The organism is Brevundimonas sp. 1080, from assembly GCF_040545985.1.
Classification (GTDB): domain Bacteria; phylum Pseudomonadota; class Alphaproteobacteria; order Caulobacterales; family Caulobacteraceae; genus Brevundimonas.
Genome location: NZ_JBEPMW010000003.1, coordinates 265,209 through 285,053, shown reverse-complemented (window position 1 = coordinate 285,053; position 19,845 = coordinate 265,209). Strand labels below are relative to the sequence as shown.

At 65.8% G+C, this 19,845-nt stretch carries 26 protein-coding genes and 1 tRNA gene; 5 read left to right on the top strand and 22 right to left on the bottom strand.

Going from position 1 to position 19,845, the window contains the following annotated elements:
• The first annotated feature begins 112 nt into the window (after positions 1 to 112).
• Entirely contained in the window at positions 113 to 364 is a 252-nt protein-coding gene (locus ABIC32_RS11935; RefSeq protein WP_017503900.1) for a hypothetical protein, read from the top strand.
• Positions 364 to 558 (top strand): DUF2842 domain-containing protein, encoded by a 195-nt coding sequence (locus ABIC32_RS11930; RefSeq protein WP_017503901.1) that lies wholly within the window; start codon positions 364 to 366, stop codon positions 556 to 558. The genes ABIC32_RS11935 and ABIC32_RS11930 overlap by 1 nt, the downstream gene beginning before the upstream one ends.
• A 77-nt stretch (positions 559 to 635) precedes the next feature.
• Here the strand turns inward: ABIC32_RS11930 and ABIC32_RS11925 are convergent.
• The 7 genes from ABIC32_RS11925 to ABIC32_RS11895 all read right to left on the bottom strand — a co-directional run bounded on the left by ABIC32_RS11925 (position 636) and on the right by ABIC32_RS11895 (position 4,776).
• A tRNA-Pro gene (locus tag ABIC32_RS11925) sits at positions 636 to 712 on the bottom strand.
• A 41-nt stretch (positions 713 to 753) separates the two neighbouring features.
• Positions 754 to 1,179: a MerR family transcriptional regulator gene (locus ABIC32_RS11920; RefSeq protein ID WP_354074308.1), complete on the bottom strand. Its 426-nt coding sequence runs from the start codon at positions 1,177 to 1,179 to the stop codon at positions 754 to 756.
• 5 nt (positions 1,180 to 1,184) lie between these two features.
• On the bottom strand, positions 1,185 to 1,493 hold the full coding sequence (locus ABIC32_RS11915) for an integration host factor subunit alpha (protein ID WP_026108237.1): 309 nt from the start codon (positions 1,491 to 1,493) through the stop codon (positions 1,185 to 1,187).
• A gap of 77 nt (positions 1,494 to 1,570) precedes the next feature.
• Complete coding sequence (locus ABIC32_RS11910; RefSeq protein WP_242076492.1) at positions 1,571 to 2,548, bottom strand: beta-ketoacyl-ACP synthase III; 978 nt, start codon at positions 2,546 to 2,548, stop codon at positions 1,571 to 1,573.
• On the bottom strand, positions 2,545 to 3,588 hold the full coding sequence (gene plsX, locus ABIC32_RS11905) for a phosphate acyltransferase PlsX (RefSeq protein ID WP_502909344.1): 1,044 nt from the start codon (positions 3,586 to 3,588) through the stop codon (positions 2,545 to 2,547). The genes ABIC32_RS11910 and plsX overlap by 4 nt, the downstream gene beginning before the upstream one ends.
• Before the next feature lie 139 nt (positions 3,589 to 3,727).
• Positions 3,728 to 4,246, bottom strand: a complete 519-nt coding sequence (locus ABIC32_RS11900) for a YceD family protein (RefSeq protein ID WP_354074306.1) — start codon at positions 4,244 to 4,246, stop codon at positions 3,728 to 3,730.
• Between the two features lie 5 nt (positions 4,247 to 4,251).
• Entirely contained in the window at positions 4,252 to 4,776 is a 525-nt protein-coding gene (locus tag ABIC32_RS11895; protein ID WP_055753607.1) for a ubiquinol-cytochrome C chaperone family protein, read from the bottom strand.
• A 91-nt stretch (positions 4,777 to 4,867) separates the two neighbouring features.
• On the opposite strand from ABIC32_RS11895, the gene ABIC32_RS11890 reads away from it, so the two are divergent.
• Complete coding sequence (locus ABIC32_RS11890) at positions 4,868 to 5,347, top strand: outer membrane protein assembly factor BamE (RefSeq protein WP_354074305.1); 480 nt, start codon at positions 4,868 to 4,870, stop codon at positions 5,345 to 5,347.
• A 75-nt stretch (positions 5,348 to 5,422) separates the two neighbouring features.
• Here ABIC32_RS11890 and ABIC32_RS11885 read toward each other — a convergent pair whose 3' ends face one another.
• From ABIC32_RS11885 to ABIC32_RS11825, 14 genes are all read right to left on the bottom strand, one after another.
• Positions 5,423 to 7,570 carry a sodium-translocating pyrophosphatase gene (locus ABIC32_RS11885; protein WP_354074304.1) on the bottom strand — a complete coding sequence of 716 codons (2,148 nt, stop codon included), beginning with the start codon at positions 7,568 to 7,570 and terminating at the stop codon, positions 5,423 to 5,425.
• Positions 7,571 to 7,747: 177 nt separating this feature from the next.
• Positions 7,748 to 8,179, bottom strand: a complete 432-nt coding sequence (locus ABIC32_RS11880) for a hypothetical protein (protein ID WP_045811165.1) — start codon at positions 8,177 to 8,179, stop codon at positions 7,748 to 7,750.
• A gap of 42 nt (positions 8,180 to 8,221) precedes the next feature.
• On the bottom strand, positions 8,222 to 9,211 hold the full coding sequence (thiL, locus tag ABIC32_RS11875) for a thiamine-phosphate kinase (protein ID WP_354074303.1): 990 nt from the start codon (positions 9,209 to 9,211) through the stop codon (positions 8,222 to 8,224).
• Positions 9,211 to 9,735, bottom strand: a complete 525-nt coding sequence (gene nusB / locus ABIC32_RS11870; protein ID WP_354074302.1) for a transcription antitermination factor NusB — start codon at positions 9,733 to 9,735, stop codon at positions 9,211 to 9,213. Before nusB ends, thiL begins: the two co-directional genes overlap by 1 nt.
• A complete protein-coding gene (ribH, locus tag ABIC32_RS11865; protein WP_055753612.1) occupies positions 9,732 to 10,193 on the bottom strand; it encodes a 6,7-dimethyl-8-ribityllumazine synthase in 462 nt (153 codons plus the stop codon). Before ribH ends, nusB begins: the two co-directional genes overlap by 4 nt.
• Positions 10,190 to 11,326: a 3,4-dihydroxy-2-butanone-4-phosphate synthase gene (gene ribB / locus ABIC32_RS11860; protein WP_055753613.1), complete on the bottom strand. Its 1,137-nt coding sequence runs from the start codon at positions 11,324 to 11,326 to the stop codon at positions 10,190 to 10,192. The genes ribH and ribB overlap by 4 nt, the downstream gene beginning before the upstream one ends.
• The gene (locus ABIC32_RS11855) at positions 11,326 to 11,916 is read right to left on the bottom strand and encodes a riboflavin synthase (RefSeq protein WP_354074301.1); all 591 of its coding nucleotides are present in this window, start codon (positions 11,914 to 11,916) and stop codon (positions 11,326 to 11,328) included. Before ABIC32_RS11855 ends, ribB begins: the two co-directional genes overlap by 1 nt.
• 65 nt (positions 11,917 to 11,981) lie before the next feature.
• Complete coding sequence (locus ABIC32_RS11850; protein ID WP_354074300.1) at positions 11,982 to 12,602, bottom strand: RibD family protein; 621 nt, start codon at positions 12,600 to 12,602, stop codon at positions 11,982 to 11,984.
• Positions 12,602 to 13,072 carry a transcriptional regulator NrdR gene (gene nrdR, locus ABIC32_RS11845; protein WP_039245113.1) on the bottom strand — a complete coding sequence of 157 codons (471 nt, stop codon included), beginning with the start codon at positions 13,070 to 13,072 and terminating at the stop codon, positions 12,602 to 12,604. Before nrdR ends, ABIC32_RS11850 begins: the two co-directional genes overlap by 1 nt.
• A 7-nt stretch (positions 13,073 to 13,079) precedes the next feature.
• Entirely contained in the window at positions 13,080 to 14,363 is a 1,284-nt protein-coding gene (gene glyA, locus ABIC32_RS11840) for a serine hydroxymethyltransferase (RefSeq protein ID WP_174085132.1), read from the bottom strand.
• A 78-nt stretch (positions 14,364 to 14,441) separates the two neighbouring features.
• A complete protein-coding gene (locus tag ABIC32_RS11835) occupies positions 14,442 to 14,831 on the bottom strand; it encodes a hypothetical protein (protein ID WP_354074299.1) in 390 nt (129 codons plus the stop codon).
• 62 nt (positions 14,832 to 14,893) lie between these two features.
• A complete protein-coding gene (locus tag ABIC32_RS15260) occupies positions 14,894 to 15,082 on the bottom strand; it encodes a DUF6898 family protein (protein WP_292079323.1) in 189 nt (62 codons plus the stop codon).
• A complete protein-coding gene (hemA, locus tag ABIC32_RS11830) occupies positions 15,079 to 16,305 on the bottom strand; it encodes a 5-aminolevulinate synthase (protein WP_354074298.1) in 1,227 nt (408 codons plus the stop codon). Before hemA ends, ABIC32_RS15260 begins: the two co-directional genes overlap by 4 nt.
• Before the next feature lie 131 nt (positions 16,306 to 16,436).
• A complete protein-coding gene (locus tag ABIC32_RS11825) occupies positions 16,437 to 17,237 on the bottom strand; it encodes a class I SAM-dependent methyltransferase (protein WP_354074297.1) in 801 nt (266 codons plus the stop codon).
• A gap of 148 nt (positions 17,238 to 17,385) precedes the next feature.
• On the opposite strand from ABIC32_RS11825, the gene hemB reads away from it, so the two are divergent.
• Together hemB and ABIC32_RS11815 are read left to right on the top strand one after the other, a co-directional pair.
• On the top strand, positions 17,386 to 18,384 hold the full coding sequence (gene hemB, locus ABIC32_RS11820) for a porphobilinogen synthase (RefSeq protein WP_017503923.1): 999 nt from the start codon (positions 17,386 to 17,388) through the stop codon (positions 18,382 to 18,384).
• Entirely contained in the window at positions 18,384 to 18,875 is a 492-nt protein-coding gene (locus tag ABIC32_RS11815) for a GNAT family N-acetyltransferase (RefSeq protein ID WP_354074296.1), read from the top strand. The genes hemB and ABIC32_RS11815 overlap by 1 nt, the downstream gene beginning before the upstream one ends.
• A gap of 3 nt (positions 18,876 to 18,878) precedes the next feature.
• Here the strand turns inward: ABIC32_RS11815 and ABIC32_RS11810 are convergent, their stop codons facing one another.
• Positions 18,879 to 19,739, bottom strand: coding sequence for an NAD(P)-dependent oxidoreductase (locus tag ABIC32_RS11810; RefSeq protein WP_354074295.1), 861 nt, complete (start codon positions 19,737 to 19,739; stop codon positions 18,879 to 18,881).
• Positions 19,740 to 19,845 lie beyond the last annotated feature (106 nt).

Genomic DNA, 19,845 nt, shown 5'->3' with positions numbered 1-19,845 from the left:
ATATGGTGTCGCGTCGAACGAAGACCAGACGCGACCGGTGCGGTATGCCCGCCCCAAGCGACAAGATCGAGTCGGATTGAGTTAACGGCGCTGTCGCCGCAGGAGATCAGGGTTGCAATACGCCGATATCGCCGCCGCCGTCGCAGGCGGCCTGCTGCTGGCCTGGATCGCGGACCTTCTAACGGGCCGGCGTGGCTTTGGCGGCACAAGCTTGGTGTCCGGGATCGGCTTGGCCTGCGGATGGTTTCTGGCGGTGCGGGTCTTCGCGGTCAGCACGATGGACAGCTGGGTCTGGGTGCCTTGGGCGCTCGTTGGATCTGGCATCTGTCTGGTCGCCTTCTTCCTGTTCCGGAACAAGCGCTGATGCCGCCGCGTCTGCGTCGCTTCGTCGCCGCGATCGGCGTGCTGCTCTTTCTCGTTTTCTGGGTCTGGGGCCTGATCGCCCTGCGCGGAATGCTGCCGCCGTCGCAGTGGATCGACTTCCTGTTCTTCGGCATCGGCGGGACCGCCTGGGGCCTGCCTCTCATCCCGTTGCTGCGATGGGCCGAGCGCGGCTGAGCGCCGAACCTGCCCCCAGATACGGCGATGGGGCCGCCCGCAAGGACGACCCCACCATCATCATTCTTTTTCAAGAATGGTCGGAGCGACAGGATTCGAACCTGCGACCCCTTGACCCCCAGTCAAGTGCGCTACCAGGCTGCGCCACGCTCCGAAGGCGCTCCCTATAGACGGGGGGACCGCTGTCCGCAAACGCTAAAACGACTTTTCCACCCGCCGTGAAAGAACGGCGTCCAGACGCGCTTTGGCCTGCTCCAGATCGGCCAGAACCTGCTGCAAATTCGAGGTTTCGGCCCGCGCGACATCGGAAGTCGCCGTAGCGAACGTGACATCGCCGTCGTCGATCAGTGCGGCGACCTCCGCACCGATCAGCTTTTTCAGCCCCTGTTCCTTGTGCAGGCGCTGGACGCCACGAATCGTCAGCCCGTCGTCGTGCAGCAGACGTTTGACCGCCTTCAGAACCGCGATGTCCTGAGGCCGATAGAACCGCCTACCGCCGGCCCGCTTCACAGGTGTGACGAAATCGAACTTCGTTTCCCAGAACCGCAGGACATGCTGCGGCGCGCCGACCTCTTCGGCCGCTTCGGAAATGGTTCGGAAGGCGTCGGCGCTCTTGGCCACCGCGATCAGGCCTCGACGACGGCGTCGTGAACCCGGCTTTTCATGATTTGCGAGGCGCGGAAGCTGATGACCCGGCGCGGATTGATCGCCGCCGGTTCGCCCGTCTTGGGATTGCGGCCCATGCGCGCGCGCTTCTCGCGAACCTGGAAGACGCCGAACCCGGACAGTTTCACCGTCTCGCCGCGCTCGAGCGATTCGACGATCAGTTCCAGGGTGCGTTCGACCAGGCTGGAGCATTCCTGACGCGACAGGCCGACCTCTTCATGCACGGCTTCGCACAAGTCGGCGCGCGTCACGGTCTGTTGGCCTGCCATCATATCCCCGCTGTCATGCGATCCGCTCGCATCCATAGGGGCGCAAAGCCCCCGAAAAATCAATGCCTCGATGTCGATTAGAGCCGAAGCGCGCAGGCGCCCCAGGTCAGGCCGCCGCCCATCGCTTCAAGCAGCACCATATCGCCCTTCTTGATTCGGCCATCCTGGATCGCGGCGTCCAGCGCCAGCGGGATGGAGGCGGCCGAGGTGTTGGCGTGGGTGGCGACGGTGGAGATCACCTTGTTCTCGTCCAAACCCAACCGGTCGCCGACGCCCTTGATGATTCTCTGGTTGGCCTGGTGCGGCACGAACCAATCGACATCCGCGATCTGAATGTCAGCGGCGGCGCAGGCGGCCGTGATGCCTTCTGCGATGTTCACGACGGCATGACGGAAGACCTGGTTTCCGGCCATGCGCAGGTGGCCAACGGTGCCGGTCGTCGCCGGGCCGCCATCGACGTAGAGCAGATCGGTCTTGGACCCGTCGGCCCGTAAGGCGAATCCCAGCATGCCCTGGTCGTCCGATGTCCCCTGCCCTTCGCGCGGTTCCAGCACCACAGCGCCGGCCCCGTCGCCGAACAGGACGCAGGTGGTCCGGTCGGTCCAGTCCATCAGCCGCGTCATCTCCTCGGCCCCGATCACCAGGGCGCATTTCGACAGGCCGCGCGCCACGAATCCGTCGGCGACGCTCAGCGCATAGACGAAACCGGAGCAGACGGCTTGCACGTCAAAAGCGATGCCGACGCCCGCGCCCAGCTTGGCCTGGACGATCGACGCGACCGCCGGGAAGGTCATGTCGGGCGTGGTGGTGGCCACGATAATCAGGTCGACATCGGCCGCCGCCTTGCCCGCGTCGGCGAGCGCCTTCTTGGCGGCCTCGACCGCGAGATCGCTGGTCGGCTGGTCATCGCGCGCCTTATGACGCTGCTTGATGCCGGTCCGCTCCTGAATCCATTCGTCGGACGTGTCGACGAACTTGGCCAGGTCGGCGTTGGTGACGATCTCGTCCGGCAGATAAGAGCCGACGCCGGTCACGGCGCTGCGGGTGACGGTCACTGCAGGGATTCTCCCACGGCTGCGGCGGGCTTGGCGGCATGGTCGAACACCGCGTCCAGCTTGCCCAGGTTGTCCCCCACCTTGCTCATATAGTCGCTGCGGGCCAGATCGACAGCGATGCGGATGGCGTTGCCGAAGCCCTTGGCGTCGGCGCCGCCATGGCTCTTCACCACAATACCGTTCAGGCCCAACAGGGGTCCGCCGTTGATGGCGCTGGGGTCGATCTTCTGGCGCATCTTCTTCAGCGCGGGCATGGCGATGACGGCGCCCAGCTTGGATTGCAGGTTCGAGGTCAGGGCCTCTTTCAGCAGAGCGGAAATGTAGCGCGCCGTGCCTTCGGCGGTTTTAAGCGCGATGTTGCCGGTGAAACCGTCGGTCACCACCACGTCCACCGTGCCCTTGGCGATATCGTCGCCCTCGACGAAGCCGTGATAGTTAAGGTCGAACGGCCCGTCGCGCAGGATGGCGTGCGCCTCCTTGACCTGTTCGTTGCCCTTCATGTCTTCCGAACCGACGTTCAACAGGCCGATGGTCGGGCGCGCGATGCCGCGCACGGCCGACTGGAAGGCTTCGCCCATGATGGCGAACTCGACCAGCTGCTCCGCATCGCTGCCGATGTTGGCGCCGACGTCCAGAACCGCCGTGTGGCCCTTGAAGGTGGGCCAGCTGGCGACGATGGCCGGACGCTCCAGCCCGGGCGCAGACATGCGCAGGATCAGTTTCGAGATCGCCATCAGGGCGCCGGTGTTGCCGGCCGAGACGACGCCGCCGGCCTGACCCGTCTTCACCGCCTCGATGGCGTTCCACAGGCTGGAGCCCTTGCCGCGGCGCATGGCCTGGGCCGGCTTTTCGTCCATGGCCACGACCTTGTCGGTGTGGCGGATTTCGCAGACGTCCGCCGCCAGGCCGCAACGCGCCAACTCAGGCGCGATCTTGGTCTCGTCGCCATGCAGCAGGAAGCGAACCCCCTCGCCATCGTGGGTGCGGATATAGCTGCGGATGCCGGGAACGACGACGGAGGGCCCGTGATCGCCGCCCATGGCGTCAAGCGAGATCGTAACTGGGGCTGGCAAATGGACCTCTTATGGCCGCGTCGTCTTGTCGCGCGACGCTTGGCAGAATGCGCTGGACGATAGCGCCGACGCCGGGGGATGCAACCACCCGGCCCCTACGTCAACCTCAGCCTTGGTCGTCTTTGGGCTTGAGCGCCTTCAGGGCCGCGAACGGCGAAATCTCCGTCGGCTCCTCAGGTTGCACGAACTCCGCGCCCGGCTTGCGCGGGAACGGATCAAGCGAGAGCACCAACTGCTCGACCGCATACTGGCCCAGGTCGATCTTGCCGTCCTCGATCACGTCGGCGTCGTCTTCATCCAGCGTGACCTCGATCTCGTCGGTTTCCTCGGGCTTGGCCTCGACAAGCTGAATGGAAAACCGGCGATCCACATCGACCGGCAGGGGCTCCAGCGTCAGGCCGCAGGTCTGCACCGCATGTGCGGTCAGCCTGCCCTTCATCGTCCATTCGCTGGTTGACGGCGTCGGTTTGATTTCCAGATCGACGGCGAAGTCGTCCAGCCCCTGAAGATCGAGGCTGCGGGCGATTCGCTTGCGAGTGTCTGCATCCGGTTCCAGCCGGCGGCTCAGGCCCGCGCCGATCTGATTGACCCGCACCGTTTCGCTGTAGGGGAGCGTCGCGCTCATCTCGTTCAAACTTCCGCCCAGGCCGGCGTCGCCAGCACCTTGTTGAAATCCTGCGCCGCCAAGGCCGCGCGTGTCGTCAGCGCATAGCGCGCCAATGTGTCCGCATGGGGCGCTTGCGGATCCGCATAGACATTCTTCGCCATCGCCTCCGCCAAAGCCGCCGCATCGCCGGCGCGCAACGGCTGCTCATAGGCATTCATCCGGCCGTAGAGGGCTTCGCCCAGCTTGCGCATCTTCTTGCCGACGGCGACGTCGCCCACGCCTTCTTCGCGCAGGACGTGATCCAGCGCCGAGACATAGACGTCGAACACCGCCTGCGCCGCATCCTGGCCCTGAGCCGTGTTCTCATCGCGCAGCCGCAGCACCAGCAACAGCACATGCAGCGTGTAGAGCTCGAATCGCGCGTCGATGCGGTCGTCGACCGCCAGGTGCGTGTAGAAGGCCGGATTGCGGGCCTGGCTGACGGCCTTCGCGTAGAGATCGTCGCCGAGACGGACGCCGGACCGGGGTTTGAACAGGTTTTTCAGCATGGGTTCCAACGGCCCCTTTTCCGCCGCGCCGTTGAACTAGGACGCAGGTCCGTCTAGGTCAAAGACCTTGTTCTCTCGCAGGCGCCCGACCATGTCCCGTTTCGTCCCGCTTTTTGTCGCTGTTTCGCTGGCCGGCCTGTCCGCCGCCTGCGCCCCGACCATCGGCTCCAACGGCTTCCAGGCCGTCGACGCCAAGCCGCAAGACGTGGTCGCCGGCACGGACACCAAGGAAACCGTCCTCGCGAAGCTGGGTTCGCCTTCGACCACCTCGACGTTCGAGCCGGATCAGGTCTGGTACTACATCAGCCAGACGACCGAGAAATACACCTACAACCTGCCCAAGGTTTCGACGCGCACCGTGACCGAAATCACCTTCGTTCCGCAAAGCGATCAAGTGGCGTCGGTGCGGACTCTTGGCCTCACGGACGGCGAGCAGATCGCCATGAACCGCAACGAGACGCCGACGCGCGGTCGTGAGCTGACGGTTCTGGAACAACTGCTGGGCAACGTCGGTCGTGGTCAACTTCCCCGCACCGAAGACGATACCCCCGGCCAGCGCCGCCCCGACTAAGGCGGCTCTTTCCCCAAAAGACAGGCGCCCCGGAGATCGCTCTCCGGGGCGTTTTCGTAATGGCTGTGGTTTAGCCTAGCCGATGGTCCCGCTCGCCAGCACCGCCAGCAGCAGCAGGGCGACGATGTTGGTGATCTTAATCATCGGGTTCACCGCCGGACCGGACGTGTCCTTGTAGGGATCGCCGACCGTATCGCCGGTCACTGCCGCCTTGTGGGCTTCCGAGCCCTTGCCGTGGACGACGCCGTTCTTGTCGGTGAAGCCTTCCTCGATCACCTTCTTGGCATTGTCCCAGGCGCCGCCGCCTGACGTCATGGAGATGGCGACGAACAGTCCAGTGACGATCACCCCCATCAGCATGGCGCCGAGAGCGGCGAAGGCGTTCGCCTTGTCCGAAATGCCCAGCACCGCGACGAATAGGACGATGGGCGACAGCACCGGCAACAGGGACGGCACGATCATCTCGCGGATCGCCGCCTTGGTCAGGATGTCGACCGCCCGGCCGTATTCCGGCTTCACCTCATAGGTCATGATGCCAGGGTTCTCCCGGAACTGGCGCCGCACTTCCGCAACGACCGATTCGGCGGCGCGTCCCACCGCCATCATCGACATGCCGCCGAACAGGAACGGCAGCAGTCCCCCGAACAGCAGCCCGACTACGACGTAGGGATTGGTCAGATCAAAGGCGATCTCGCCCATGCCCGCGAAGAAGGGGTAGTCCGCCGGGTTGGCCGAGAAATACTGCAGGTCCGACGTATAGGCGGCGAACAGCACAAGCGCGCCGAGGCCCGCCGAACCGATGGCGTAGCCCTTGGTCACGGCCTTGGTCGTGTTGCCCACGGCGTCCAGCGCATCCGTCGAATGCCGCACATCGCTGGGCAGACCCGCCATCTCGGCGATGCCGCCGGCGTTGTCGGTCACGGGTCCAAAGGCGTCCAGCGCCACGATCATTCCCGCCACGCCCAGCATGGTGGTGGTGGCGATGGCGATGCCGAACAGGCCGGCCAGTTGGAAGCTGGCCACGATGCCGACGATGATCGTCAGCGCCGGCAGCGCCGTCGCCTCAAGCGAGACGGCCAAGCCCTGAATGACGTTGGTGCCGTGCCCCGACACCGAAGCGTTGGCGACCGATCGCACCGGACGGAAGCCCGATCCGGTATAGTATTCGGTCACGACCACGATCGCCGCCGTCACGGCCAAGCCGACCATGCCGGACCAGAACAGCGCCATCGGCTGAATTTCCAGACCGCTGGCCGTCACGATCGGCCCAGTCACCATCTGGTCGATCACCCACCAGACCGCGCCGATCGACAGGACGCCGGTGACGATCAGCCCCTGATAGAGGGCGCCCATGATGTTGTTCGACTTGCCCAGCCGCACGAAGAAGCTGCCGATGATGGAGGTCACGATGCACACCGCGCAGATCGCCAGCGGCAGCACCATCATCAGATCCACATAGGGCTGCCCCCTGAAGAAGATCGCGGCCAGCACCATGGTCGCGACAGTCGTCACGGCATAGGTCTCGAATAGGTCGGCCGCCATGCCGGCGCAGTCGCCGACGTTATCGCCCACATTGTCGGCGATGGTGGCGGCGTTACGAGGATCGTCCTCGGGAATCCCCGCCTCGACCTTGCCCACCATGTCGCCGCCGACGTCGGCGCCCTTGGTGAAGATGCCACCGCCCAGGCGCGCGAAGATCGAGATCAGCGAGGCGCCGAATCCCAGCGCCACCAGCCCGTCGATCACTTCGCGGCCCGTCGAAGCCAAGCCGAGATGCTGCGTCAGCACGATGTAGTAGCCTGACACCCCGATCAGGGCGCCGCCCGCCACGAACATGCCGGTGATGGCGCCTGAGCGGAACGCCAGGTTCAATCCCTTGGACAGGCTTTCGGACGCCGCCTGAGCCGTGCGCACATTGGCCCGCACCGATATCAGCATCCCGGCGTAACCGGCCGCACCGGACAGGACGGCGCCGATCAGGAAGCCGATGGCGGCGTAAGAGCCGATCAAGAAGTAGGCGGCGATCAGGATCACGATCCCGACGATGCCGATGGTCAGATATTGCCGCTTCAGATAGGCCGAGGCGCCTTCCTGGATCGCGGCGGCGATCTCTCGCATCTTGTCGTTGCCGGTGCTCGCCTTCATCAGCACGGCGGTCTGAGCAGCGCCATACAGCACCGCCAGCACACCGGCCGCGAAGACCAGCGTAAGTGAGTTCGTCATTGGCGTTTCCATGCCCTTGCAAACAGGCGCGCAGGCCTTGGCGCGGTCGGGCGTTATCGCCTCTGTCCGCCTTCCGGTCCCCCCGCACGCGGCGAACGCGTCAGTGCGTTCTTTGGGATTTGCCAAGGGAGCCTGTCATGGCAGGCGGAGTGACGCAACAGCGGTCGGTCAGCCCGTTTAGCGAGCGGTCTGCATGCCCGTGCGGCGACGCGGCGACTGGCTGACGACCTCGACGCGTCGGACGGAACCGCGACCCGAGATCGCCGCAGACGCCGCCACCAGCGAGGCGGACAGAGCCCGCTCGTCCAGCCGTGTCCAGTCGCCGGGCACGGTAAAGGGCGTCTTGTGCGCCGCGCGGACGACGGCGTCGCGGAAGAAGGCCTCCTTGGGCTTCATCTGCTCGACGGTCTTGCCGGCGCCCAGTTCGAGCCTGAGGGCGACGAACACATAGTTCCGCAAACGCCCGCCCTCGATGACGGGCAGGCCGAGGCCCGCGATGCTTAGGGCCGCAGGAGCGGATTCCGTTTCGCTGCCGGAGGCGGCGGCGCGACTGGCGGCGGCGCCAGTCAGGGCGGCGGTTCCGGCGGCGATCAGGGTTCTACGGTCCATGACGACATCCTGCCGGACGGGCGTTAGGATTCCCTTGCCGCCTCAGCCATGGGTCCAGCCGTTTGTGGCCATCGGCACGGGCTGGCCGTCGTAAAGGACCGTCAGGCCCTGACCTGCGGTGACCTCGCCGACGCGGGTCAGACGAATCAGCCGGCGCTCGGCCTCGCGACGCAGGGCGTCTTCGTGGCGAGGATGGGCGGTGAAGGCGATCTCATAGTCGTCACCGCCGCTGGCCAGGTCTTCCAGCGACAGCTGCGGATCGACCCGGTCGTCGAACCAGGCTTGGGCCGCCGCAGACAGCGGCAGGACGTTCAGATTGAGCGACACGCCGACCCTGCTGGCCTGCGCGATGTGGGCCAGATCGGCGGCCAGGCCGTCCGACACATCGACGGATGCGGTGGCGAACTCGCGCACGATGTCGGCGAAGTCGGTCCGGGGCGTGGGCATCCGGTAGTGGCTGATCAAGGCTTGCATCCGCTCGGGCGCCAAAGCCAGCTGTCCTTGCGCCGCCTTCAGGCCCAGAAGGCCGTCCCCGATCACGCCGGTGACGAAGACGAGGTCGCCGACCTGCGCGCCTGCGCGAGAAACGACTTTGCCCGTCGGCGCCCAACCCAGGGCCGTCAGAGAGAAGGACAGCGGGCCAGGAGTCTTGACCGTGTCCCCGCCGAGCAGATGAACGCCGAACCGCGCCTGATCCTCGGCCAGCCCGGAAGCAAAGGCCTCGCGCTCGGGCCAGCCGCAGCGTTCCGACCAGAAGCAGGCCAGCAGATAGCCGAACGGCTCAGCGCCCTTGGCGGCAAGGTCCGACAAGTTCACTCGCAGCAGCTTCCTGGCGACCGTGTCCAGCGGATCGTCGGGCAGAAAATGCACGCCCTCGACGATGGCGTCCTTGGTCAAGACGAGGTCACAGCCGGGGCGTGACGGCAGCACCGCCACATCGTCGGCCAGCCCCCTGCCCCATTCGGGATGGGCCAGGGGCTTGAACAGCCTCTCGATCGTCTCGAACTCGCCCGCGACGTCGAGCGCCGGCATTATTTGCGCGTGTCTCTGGATACGCCGTCCAGCGCCGCGTTGACGAAGCGCGCCTCGGCGTCGTCGAAGAAGGCCTTGGCCAGTTCGACATATTCGTCGATCACGACCTCGCGCGGGGTCTCGGGGTGCTTGATCAGCTCCCAGGCGCCAGACCGCAGCAGGGCGCGCAGGGTGGCGTCGATCCGCTCCAGCTTCCAGTTGGAGGCCAGGCGGGCCTTGATGGCCGTGTCGATGTCGCGCTGGCTTTCGATCACGCCGCGCACGATGTCGGCGAAATAGGCCTCGTCGGCCTCGGCCAGGGCCTCGCCCTCAATGTCGGCGTCGAAGCGGAAGTTGGAGAATTCGGTGATCACCGTCTCCACGCCCTCGCCCGCCAGTTCCATCTGATACAGGGCCTGGACGGCGGCGAGACGCGACACGGTGCGGGCGCGACGCTGTTTGGAGCTCAGATTGGGCTCGGCGCGCTGCTTTTCCGCTTCGGCGAGTTGTTCGAGGACGGCTTTGACGCTGTTCGGTTCAGTCATGCGCCGACGCCATGACGCAACCGCTTCTTCAATGCAATGAGGTCCAGGCACGCCTTGGCCGCGCCGCCGCCCTTATCCCCTTCCGAAAGACGGGCCCGATACCAAGCCTGATCTTCGTCCTCGGTCGTCAGGATGCCGTTGCCGATGATGACGCCCTTGACGCCCAGCGCCATGATGCCGGCCGCCGACTGATCGGAGACGATCTCGAAATGGTAGGTCTCACCACGGATGACCGTCCCCAGCGCCACATAGCCGTCATAGCGGGGCGCGGTCGGGAAGCGGCCGGCCTCCTCGGCCAGGGCGATGGCCGGCGGCACCTCCAGCGCGCCGGGCACGGTGATGACGTCGAAGTCGGCGCCGCGCGCCTTCAGCGTCTCCTTGGCCCCTTCCAGCAGGGAGTCGGCCAGGTCGTCGTAGAAGCGCGCCTCAACGATCAGAATACGGGGGGCTTCGGTCACGCCTTGGTTTCTCCATCCATGTCGCGCCAGCCGACGATCCGCAGGCCGTAGCCTTCCAGCGCCGTCGGCTCGGGTCGCGTCGAACTCATCACGATCATGTCTCTGACGCCCAGGTCCAGCAGGATCTGGGCTCCCACGCCATAGGCGCGCAGCGATCGATCCATCGCCGCCGGCTTGTCCGCGCCCGCCAGCCGTTCGGCCAGCGAGTTCAGCGACGGATCGCGCAGGAAGACGACCACGCCGGGGCCGTCATGCTCCGTAATCTGTTTCAGGGCGCTGGGCACATAGTCCTGGCGCGCCTCGACGTGGCCCAGCAGGTCGCAGGCGAAGTCCACCTGGTGCATCCGCACCAAGGTCGGTTTGGCCGGATCGATGCGCCCCTTGACCAGGGCCACATGCTCGGCGCCCTCGATGGTGTTCTTGTACAGCATCAGGCGGAACGGTCCGCCGTGGACGCTTTCGAACGGCGTATCCATGATCCGCTCGACGAAGCGTTCGGTGCGGCGACGATAGGCGATCAGGTCGGCGATGGTGCCGATCTTCAGCCCATGCAGCTGGGCGAAGGCGACCAGATCAGGCATCCGCGCCATCTCGCCGTCGTCCTTGATGATCTCGCAAATCACCCCGGCGGGCGTCAGGCCGGCCATGCGGCTGATGTCCACGGCCGCCTCGGTGTGGCCGGCGCGGACCAGAACGCCGCCGTCGCGCGCGACCAGCGGGAAGATGTGTCCCGGCGAGACAATGTCGTCCATGCCCTTTGACGCGTCGGTCGCTACATGAATGGTGCGCGAGCGGTCGGCGGCGGAAATGCCGGTCGTCACGCCGTCCTTGGCCTCGATCGAGACGGTGAAGGCGGTCTTCATGCTCTCGCGGTTGTCGGCGGCCATCGGCGGCAAACGCAGTTGCTGGGCGCGCTCGGCGGTCAGGGCCAGGCACACCAGCCCGCGCGCCTGGCGGATCATAAAATTAATCTGGTCCGGCGTTGCGAATTGAGCGGGGATGATGATGTCCCCCTCGTTCTCGCGATCCTCGGCGTCCACCAGGATGTAGGGACGGCCGTTGCGGGCGTCCTCCAGAATGTCCTCGATGGGACTGATCGGGCTGTCGTTCATGTTCGCGGCCTGGGCTTGCATCACGCGGTCTCCTGCCACCGCGCAAGGTATCGCGCCAGCATGTCGATCTCCAGATTGACCCGATCGCCCACTTTCAAGCGGCCCAGGGTCGTCACGTCCCAGGTGTGCGGGATGATGTTCAGTGAGAAGACCTGACCCTCGACGGCGTTGACGGTCAGAGACACGCCGTCCACCGTGATCGACCCCTTGGCGGCGATATAGCGATGCAGAGGTGCGGGGGCCTCGACCTCGATCCGGTGCGATCCGCCTTCGGGCGTGATCGAAACCACCCGCCCAAGACCGTCGACGTGGCCGGACACGACATGGCCGCCCATTTCGTCGCCCAGCTTGGCGGCCCGCTCCAGATTGACGCCGTCGCCGGTCTTCCAGGCGCCCAGGGTGGTTTTGGACAGACTCTCGTTCGACACCTCGACGGCGAACCAACCGGGGCCTTTATCGGTCACCGTCAGGCAACAGCCCGCGTGGCTGATGGAGGCGCCCAGGTCGATGCCGTCGGTGTTCCACGCGGTCTCGATCTCGTAACGGCGGTCGCGATCGGTCTCGCGGACCTCGCGGACGCGGCCGATGTCGGTGACGATGCCGGTGAACATTTGGACTTTGGACCCCTTGGGATAAAAATACCGTCTAATTCGTCTAATCGTCTAATTGGACGGCGTCAGAGACGGGCGTAGCGTTCCCACAGATCGTCCCCGACGGGCTCGACGCCCAGGCGACGGAACTTGGGGGCGTCGGCCAGCTTTGCAAGAGCCAGGGCCGCGACGCAGGGCCGCCCCTCCCCGCCCAGCAGGATCGGCGCGCGAAACCACTCCAGCGCATCGACGGCGTCGGCGCGCAGGAAAGACGCCGCGACCTGACCGCCGCCTTCGATCAGAAGCGAGGTCGCGCCGGCGGCTTCCAAGGCTTTCAGCACGGCCGGGATGGACGGACGGCCCTGCTCGGCGGCGACCTGCACCACCTTGGCGGCGCCGATCGCGAGCGGTTCCGCGGCGGTCAGGATCAGGGTGTTTTCGCCTGCGACCTTCGCCGCCTGCGGCGTGCGCAGCCGGCTGTCCAGCACGACACGCAAGGGCTGATCCACGCTGCGGCCCGGCAGACGAGCAGTCAGTTCGGGATCGTCGTGCAGAACCGTCTCGACACCGACCAGGATGGCGTCATGCCCCGCGCGCAGGCGGTGACCCTCCAGCCGCGCCGCTTCGCCGGTGATCCACTGGCTTTCGCCCGAGGCCGTGGCGATCCGCCCGTCCAGGGAGGTCGCCAGTTTCAGCGTGACCCGCATCAGGCCTTGCCGGACGGTTCGTCGAACCCTTCGTCGCCCAAGAATTTGGCGAAGTCGCCGGTGTGGCGGAAATCCTTGTAGACCGAGGCGTAGCGGACATAGGCGACCTCATCCACGCCCTTCAGCGCCTTCATGATGAAGTCGCCAACCGTGCTGGACGGGATTTCGGTCTCCCCCAGGCTTTCCAGCTGGCGGACGATCCGGTTGACCATCTGCTCGACCTGATCGGCCTGGACCGGGCGTTTGCGCAGGGCCACGCCCAGCGAGCGTTCCAGCTTGTCACGGTCGAAGGGCGTGCGCCGCCCGTTGCGCTTCAGGATGACCAGTTCACGCAGTTGCACGCGCTCGAACGTCGTGAAGCGCCCGTTGCAGTTCGGGCAGGACCGGCGGCGTCGGATGGCCGAGCCGTCGTCCGACGGCCGGCTGTCTTTTACCTGAGTGTCCTGATGACCGCAAAAGGGGCACTTCATCAGACGGTTATCCGTAGATGGGGAAGCGGTGCGTCAACTCTCGCACCTGGGCCGCGACGCCCGCGACCACGGCCGGATCGGCTTCGTCGCCGCCGTTCATCGACGAGACGACGTCGGCGATCCAGTGACCGATCTGCTTGAACTCTTCCTCGCCGAAGCCGCGCGTGGTGCCGGCCGGCGTGCCCAGGCGGACGCCCGAGGTGACGGTGAACGGAGCGGTGTCGAACGGCACGCCGTTCTTGTTGCAGGTCATCAGCGCCTTTTCGAGCTCATGCTCGGTCGCCTTGCCGGTCACGCCCTTGGGCCGCAGGTCGACCAGCGCCAGGTGGCTGTCGGTGCCGCCTGAGACGATGGCCAGGCCGCGCTCGATCAGGACGCCGGACAGGGCCTGGGCGTTCTTGACCACCTGCTGGGCATAGCCTTTGAACTCAGGCTTCAGCGCCTCGCCGAAGGCCACGGCCTTGGCGGCGATGACGTGTTCCAGCGGGCCGCCTTGCAGGCCGGGGAAGACGGCGGAGTTGATCTTCTTGCCCAGATCGACGTCATTGGAGAGGATCATGCCGCCGCGCGGACCGCGCAGGGTCTTGTGCGTGGTCGTGGTGACGACGTGGGCGTGCGGGATCGGGTCCGGATAGGCGCCACCGGCGATCAGGCCGGCGTAGTGGGCCATATCCACCATCAGATAGGCGCCGACGCTGTCGGCGATCTCGCGGAAGCGCTTGAAGTCGATGTGGCGGCTGTAGGCCGAGGCGCCGGCCAGGATCAGCTTGGGCTTCTCACGCTCAGCCATTTCGGCGACGTGGTCGTAATCGATCAGATGGGTGTCTTCGCGAACCTTGTAGGTCACGGGGCGGAACCACTTGCCCGACTGGTTCGCCGGCGAACCGTGCGTCAGGTGTCCGCCGCAGGCGAGATCCATGCCCAGGAACGTGTCGCCGGGTTGCAGCAGGGTGAAGAAGACCGCCTGGTTCGCCTGGGCGCCCGAGTGCGGCTGGACGTTGGCGAAGGCCGCGCCGAAGAGTTGCTTGGCCCGCTCGCGCGCCAGATCCTCGGTCACGTCGACGAACTCGCAGCCGCCGTAATAGCGACGACCGGGATAGCCTTCGGCGTATTTGTTGGTCAGGACGGACCCTTGCGCGTCCAGCACCGCCTGGGAGACGATATTTTCGGAAGCGATCAGCTCGATCTGTTCGCGCTGACGGCCCAGTTCGCCCTGAATGCCCTTGAAGACATCCGGGTCGGCGTCAGCGAGCGTCTTGGTGAAATAGGCGTCGTGGGTGAAGGCCGTCACGCTGGAATCCCCGGAAATCAGAAGCTGGCCTATCTATCCCCAGCCGCGCGCGACCACAACATATTGTGGCGGCGACCGTTAAACTCCACTGGCGGGAATACGGCGAGCACGCACGTCCGTCACGCCTCCGGTCGAGACGCGCACCGAGACGCTGCAAGCGCGGCAACTTTTCTTATCAATCAGAACGGCAGGCCCTTCGAACAGTGCAGAAGAGCCTCGAGGCAGAACTTGCTGCACGCGAACTGACGAGCCTGCGTCAACAATCTCAAACCCTAGATCGGGCTGGAAGTGGCTGCGGTCACCCAGCGCCGCCTTCGCTGTTTCGATGTAGTCACATCGCTGTACTTCGGGCCCGGTACAACCTGGCGCCGCATGGTCAGCCCAGGTCAACAGAACCAGACCGGCCAGCACAGCGAAGATCGAAAACGCGCCCCACCCAAGAATTGCCGGGCTATCCGGTAACAGCATGGCGTCCTCCCCGCGCGGAGAGAACCATCGTCCAGCGTCAGAGTCGATTCAATCACGCCGTGTCAAAGCTCGCGGGATAGTGCCCGCCTTAGCTTGGCGATCGCGACCCGTTCGACGGACTTGGGTTCGTTGACTGGACCCATGGCGCTGACCTCCCGGCCTGTCGCGACATGGATGGCCGAGCATTTGAGGTAGGGGCCGTTTCGGGTGAATTCGACGATGACCTCTCCGAGGTCGTCGCCCGTCGTCATGCGGCGACGGGTCGGCGCGCCACGTTGCAGTGGGCGAACAGCTTGTCCATCGCCTGGACCAGATGATCCATCATGGCGTCGGTGTGGTTCGGCGACGGCGTGAAGCGCAGGCGCTCGGTCCCCTTGGGCACGGTCGGATAGTTGATCGGCTGAACATAGACGCCGTACTCGTCCAACAGCATGTCCGAGATCATCTTGCAGTGGACCGGATCACCGACGTGCACCGGCACGATATGGCTCTCGCTTTCCATTACCGGGATGCCGGCGGCGGCGAAGCGGGCCTTAAGCGTCGCGGCGCGTTCCTGATGCTGGACGCGCAGTTCGGGGTGCGTTTTCAGATGACGCACCGAGGCCAGGGCGCCGGCGGTCAGGGCCGGCGGCAGCGACGTCGTGAAGATGAAGCCCGAGGCCCAGCTGCGCACCGCATCGATGATCATGGCGTCGGCGGCGATATAGCCGCCCATCACGCCGATCGCCTTGCCCAGGGTGCATTCGATGATGTCGATCTGGTCCAGCACGCCGTCGCGCTCGGCGACGCCTGCGCCCGTTTCGCCATACAGGCCAACCGCATGGACCTCGTCCAGATAGGTCAGGGCGCCGTATTTCTTGGCGAGCGCAATGGTGCCGGCCAGATCGGCGATGTCGCCGTCCATCGAATAGACGCTCTCGAACGCGATCAGCTTGGGCGCATCGGCCGGCGCCGCCGCCAGCAGGGCCTCCAGATGCGCCAGATCGTTGTGCATGAAGACGTGACGCTCGCCGCCGCCGTGGCGGATGCCGGCGATCATCGAGGCATGGTTCAGCGAATCGGAGAAGGTGATCAGGCCCGGAAGGATCTTCTGCAGGGTCGACAGCGTCGCCTCGTTGCCGACGTAGCCCGAGGTGAACAGCAGGGCTGCTTCCTTCTGGTGCCAGTGGGCCAGCTCGGCTTCCAGATCGACGGCCGAACGCGTGGTGCCCGAGATGTTGCGCGTGCCGCCGGCGCCGGCGCCCACCGCATCGATCTCACTATGCATGGCGTCCAGCACGACGGGGTGCTGGCCCATGCCGAGATAGTCGTTGGAGCACCAGATGACGACGTCCTGCTCGGAGCCATCCTCGCGGCGACGCACAGCCTGCGGAAACTGACCGCGCACGCGCTTCAGATCGGCGAAGACGCGATAGCGTCCTTCGCTGCGAACCTGCTCCACGGAGCTATTAAAGGCGGCCTTATAGTCGAACAAACTACGCGTTCTTTCGCTTATGGCGATGTCTTTGCGTTGTTTGCTCTCCCGAAGCGGGCTTGTCCATGTCCGCCGCATGGACAAAACGCCCCAAACCCTTAATTGATAACGGTTCTCAGTATCGAGATCGATCAGCCCGGCTTGCGGAAGCGATAGACAAACTGGTCCGTCTTGCCGCGGATCTTCTCGTCAAAGACGTTCAGGCTGTGGTCGTCTGCGGGATTGGCGACGGCCTGGCTCTCGCCCTCGAAGACGAAGCCCGCCGCCTCGACCTCGCGCTTCAGATAGTCTCCTTCGATGCGGTGCAGGGTCTGAACCGCCGAGATGCCCGTGCCGGGCGCGGCTTCATGGTCGATCAGGATGTAGCGGCCGCCGGGCTTCAGCGCAGCGAACACCGCCGCGTTCATCTTGGCTACGTCGGTGTTGAAACCGGGGATGTGGAAGTCGTGGTATTCCTGGCTCATGAAGATCATGTCCAGCGGCTCGGCGTAGGTCATCGAGTCCAGCAGGCCGTTGACCCGCGTCACGTTCGAATAGGCGGCGACAAGTGCATCGGCCCCGGCGTTCTCGCGCGCCATCGTCCGCTCGGGCACGAAGGCGTAGACCCGGCCGGTCGGGCCGACCACGTCGGAGAACAGACGCGTGAAATAGCCGGCGCCGGGGCGAATGTCGGCGACCTTGTCGCCCGGCTCGAGTTGGGCGAAGGCGAGAATCTCGGCCGGATGGCGCAGCGGATCACGCGCGACCTCTTCGGCCGGACGCTTGGGATCGGCGACCGCATCGGCATAGAGACTGGAATAGCCCGCCGGCTGCGCGTCGGCCGCCGGGGCGACGACGGTCCGCTCTCCGCCGTCCGAGTCGATGATGATGCAGCCGGACAGACCTGCCGCCAGAACCAGGGCCGTTGCACCCGCCGCCAATTTCCCGATCATCATCGTCTCCATCGATTTGTCGCGATAGGCTCGCATTTCGCCGATCCGCGCAAGCCGTCATCACGCACGAAACGATCCGACGCATCACGCGATTTGCGCACCGGTCGTTGCGGCGCTAGTCCGACGCTGGATTTTCCAAGGTCTCGCCATGCTTCCCTATCAGCCCGCCCCCTTCCCGCTCGCCCGTCCGCGCCGCCTGCGGTCCAGCCCGTGGGTGCGGCGGCTGGTGGCGGAAACGACCCTGACGCCGGCCGATCTGATCTGGCCGTTGATCGTCCATGACGGCGCCGAGGATCGCGTCCCGGTCGCCTCCATGCCCGGCGTGTTTCGGCTTTCACCCAAGGCTGCAGCGGCGGCCGCGGTCGAGGCGCGCGACCTCGGCATTCCGATGGTGGCATTGTTCCCCAATGTGGATGGCGCGATCAAGGATGCGGTCGGCACGGGCGCGACCGACCCCGACGGCCTGATCCCCGACTGCATCAAGGCGATCAAGGACGCCGCGCCCGAGATCGGCGTCATGACCGACGTCGCCCTGGACTGCTACACCGACCATGGCCACGACGGGGTGATGGAGGGCGACCGGATCGCCAACGACGCCTCGCTGGACCGTCTGGCCGAACAGGCCTTCATCCACGCCCACGCCGGCGCCGATGTCGTGGCGCCCTCTGACATGATGGATGGCCGCATCCAGGCGGTTCGTGAGGCGCTGGAGGCCAACGGGTTTCAAGACACGCTGATCCTGTCCTACGCCGCCAAGTTCGCCTCGGCCTTCTATGGTCCCTATCGCGACGCCGTGGGCTCTTCGGCGATGCTGAAGGGCGACAAGAAGACCTATCAGATGGATTACGCCAACTCCGACGAGGCGCTGAAGGAGGTGGCGATGGACCTGTCGGAAGGCGCAGATGCGGTGATGGTTAAGCCGGGCATGCCGTATCTGGATATCGTGCGACGGGTGTCCGAGACCTTCCGCGTGCCGACCTTCGCCTATCAGGTGTCGGGCGAGTATTCGATGATGCAGGCCTCCATCGCCAATGGCTGGCTGGATCAGGACCGAGCGATCCTTGAGACCCTGCACGGGTTCAAGCGCGCGGGGTGCGCGGGCGTGCTGACCTATTTCGCACCGCAGGCCGCACGGCTGCTGGGCTGATGGGCGTGGACATCCGCCCGCTCACGGAGGCCGACTGGCCGGGCCTGTGGCCGATCATCGAGACCGTCACTCGCGCGGGCGAGACCTATACCTATCCGTTGGACATGGACGAGGCGCAGGCGCGCCTCCTGTGGACGCCGCCCGCGCCGGGCGGAACCCTAGTCGCGGTCGAGGACGGTCAGGTGCTGGGCGCCGCCAAGATCATTGCGAACCAGCAGGGCAACGGCGCCCACGTCGCCAACGGCAGCTTCATGGTCGCGCCCGAGGCGCGCGGGCGCGGTGTGGCCCGCAGTTTGGGCGAAGCCGCTCTGGCTTTCGCGCGGGACGCCGGCTTCAGATCCATGCAGTTCAACGCCGTGGTCGAGACCAATACCGTGGCCGTCGGCCTTTGGAAGAAGCTGGGCTTCGAGATCGTGGGCACGGTTCCCGAAGCGTTCGATCACCCGACGCACGGCCTAGTCGGCCTGCACATCATGCACCGCCGGCTTTAGGCCTCAGTCGCGGGGTTGGAGTCGCGCCGCGAGGCTGGACGTGTCCCAGCGGTTTCCGCCCATGGCCTGAACCTCGGCATAGAACTGATCGACCAGGGCCGTCAGAGACAGGCGCGCGCCGTTCGTGCGCGCCTCGTCCAGCACCAGACCCAGGTCCTTGCGCATCCAGTCCACGGCGAAGCCGAAGTCGAACTCGCCCTTGGCCGCCGTCTTCCAGCGATTGTCCATCTGCCAACTTTGCGCGGCGCCCTTGGACACGGCCTCATAGGCGGCGTCGGTGTTCAGTCCCGCCACCTGCGCGAAGTGGACGGCCTCGGCCAAGCCCTGGACGACGCCGGCGATGGCGATCTGGTTGACCATCTTGGTCAGCTGGCCCGAGCCGGCCGGTCCCATATATTTGATGGCCTTGGAATAGGCCTTCAACACGGGCTCGACCTTCGCCAGGGCGGCGGCATCCCCGCCGGCCATGACGCTGAGTTGTCCGTTCTCGGCGCCCGCCTGGCCGCCCGACACCGGCGCGTCGATGAACGACTTGCCCTGCCCGTTCGCCAGTTCGGCCATTTCGCGCGCCACCTTGGCCGAGGTCGTGGTGTGATCGACGATCACGGCGGCCTCCGACAGATGCGGCATGACCTCGGTCACGACGGCGCGCACGTCGTCGTCATTGCCGACGCAAAGGATGAACAGATCGACGCCCTGCGCCGCCTCAGTCACCGTCGCCGCCGCCTTGCCGCCCGTCGCCGCCGCCCAGGCCTCGGCCTTTGACGCAGTCCGATTGAAGCCGGTCACGTCATGGCCCGCCTCGACCAGATGACGGGCCATCGGCGCGCCCATGACGCCCAGGCCGGCGAATGCGATCTTCATGACAGGCTCCTTGATCCTGCCGTCGGACTAGGCCGCGCCGCGCCGGGGTTCAAGGTCAACGCCCGGTTAACCTTGGCCAGCCCACAATGGGTCACTATTCGTCGGG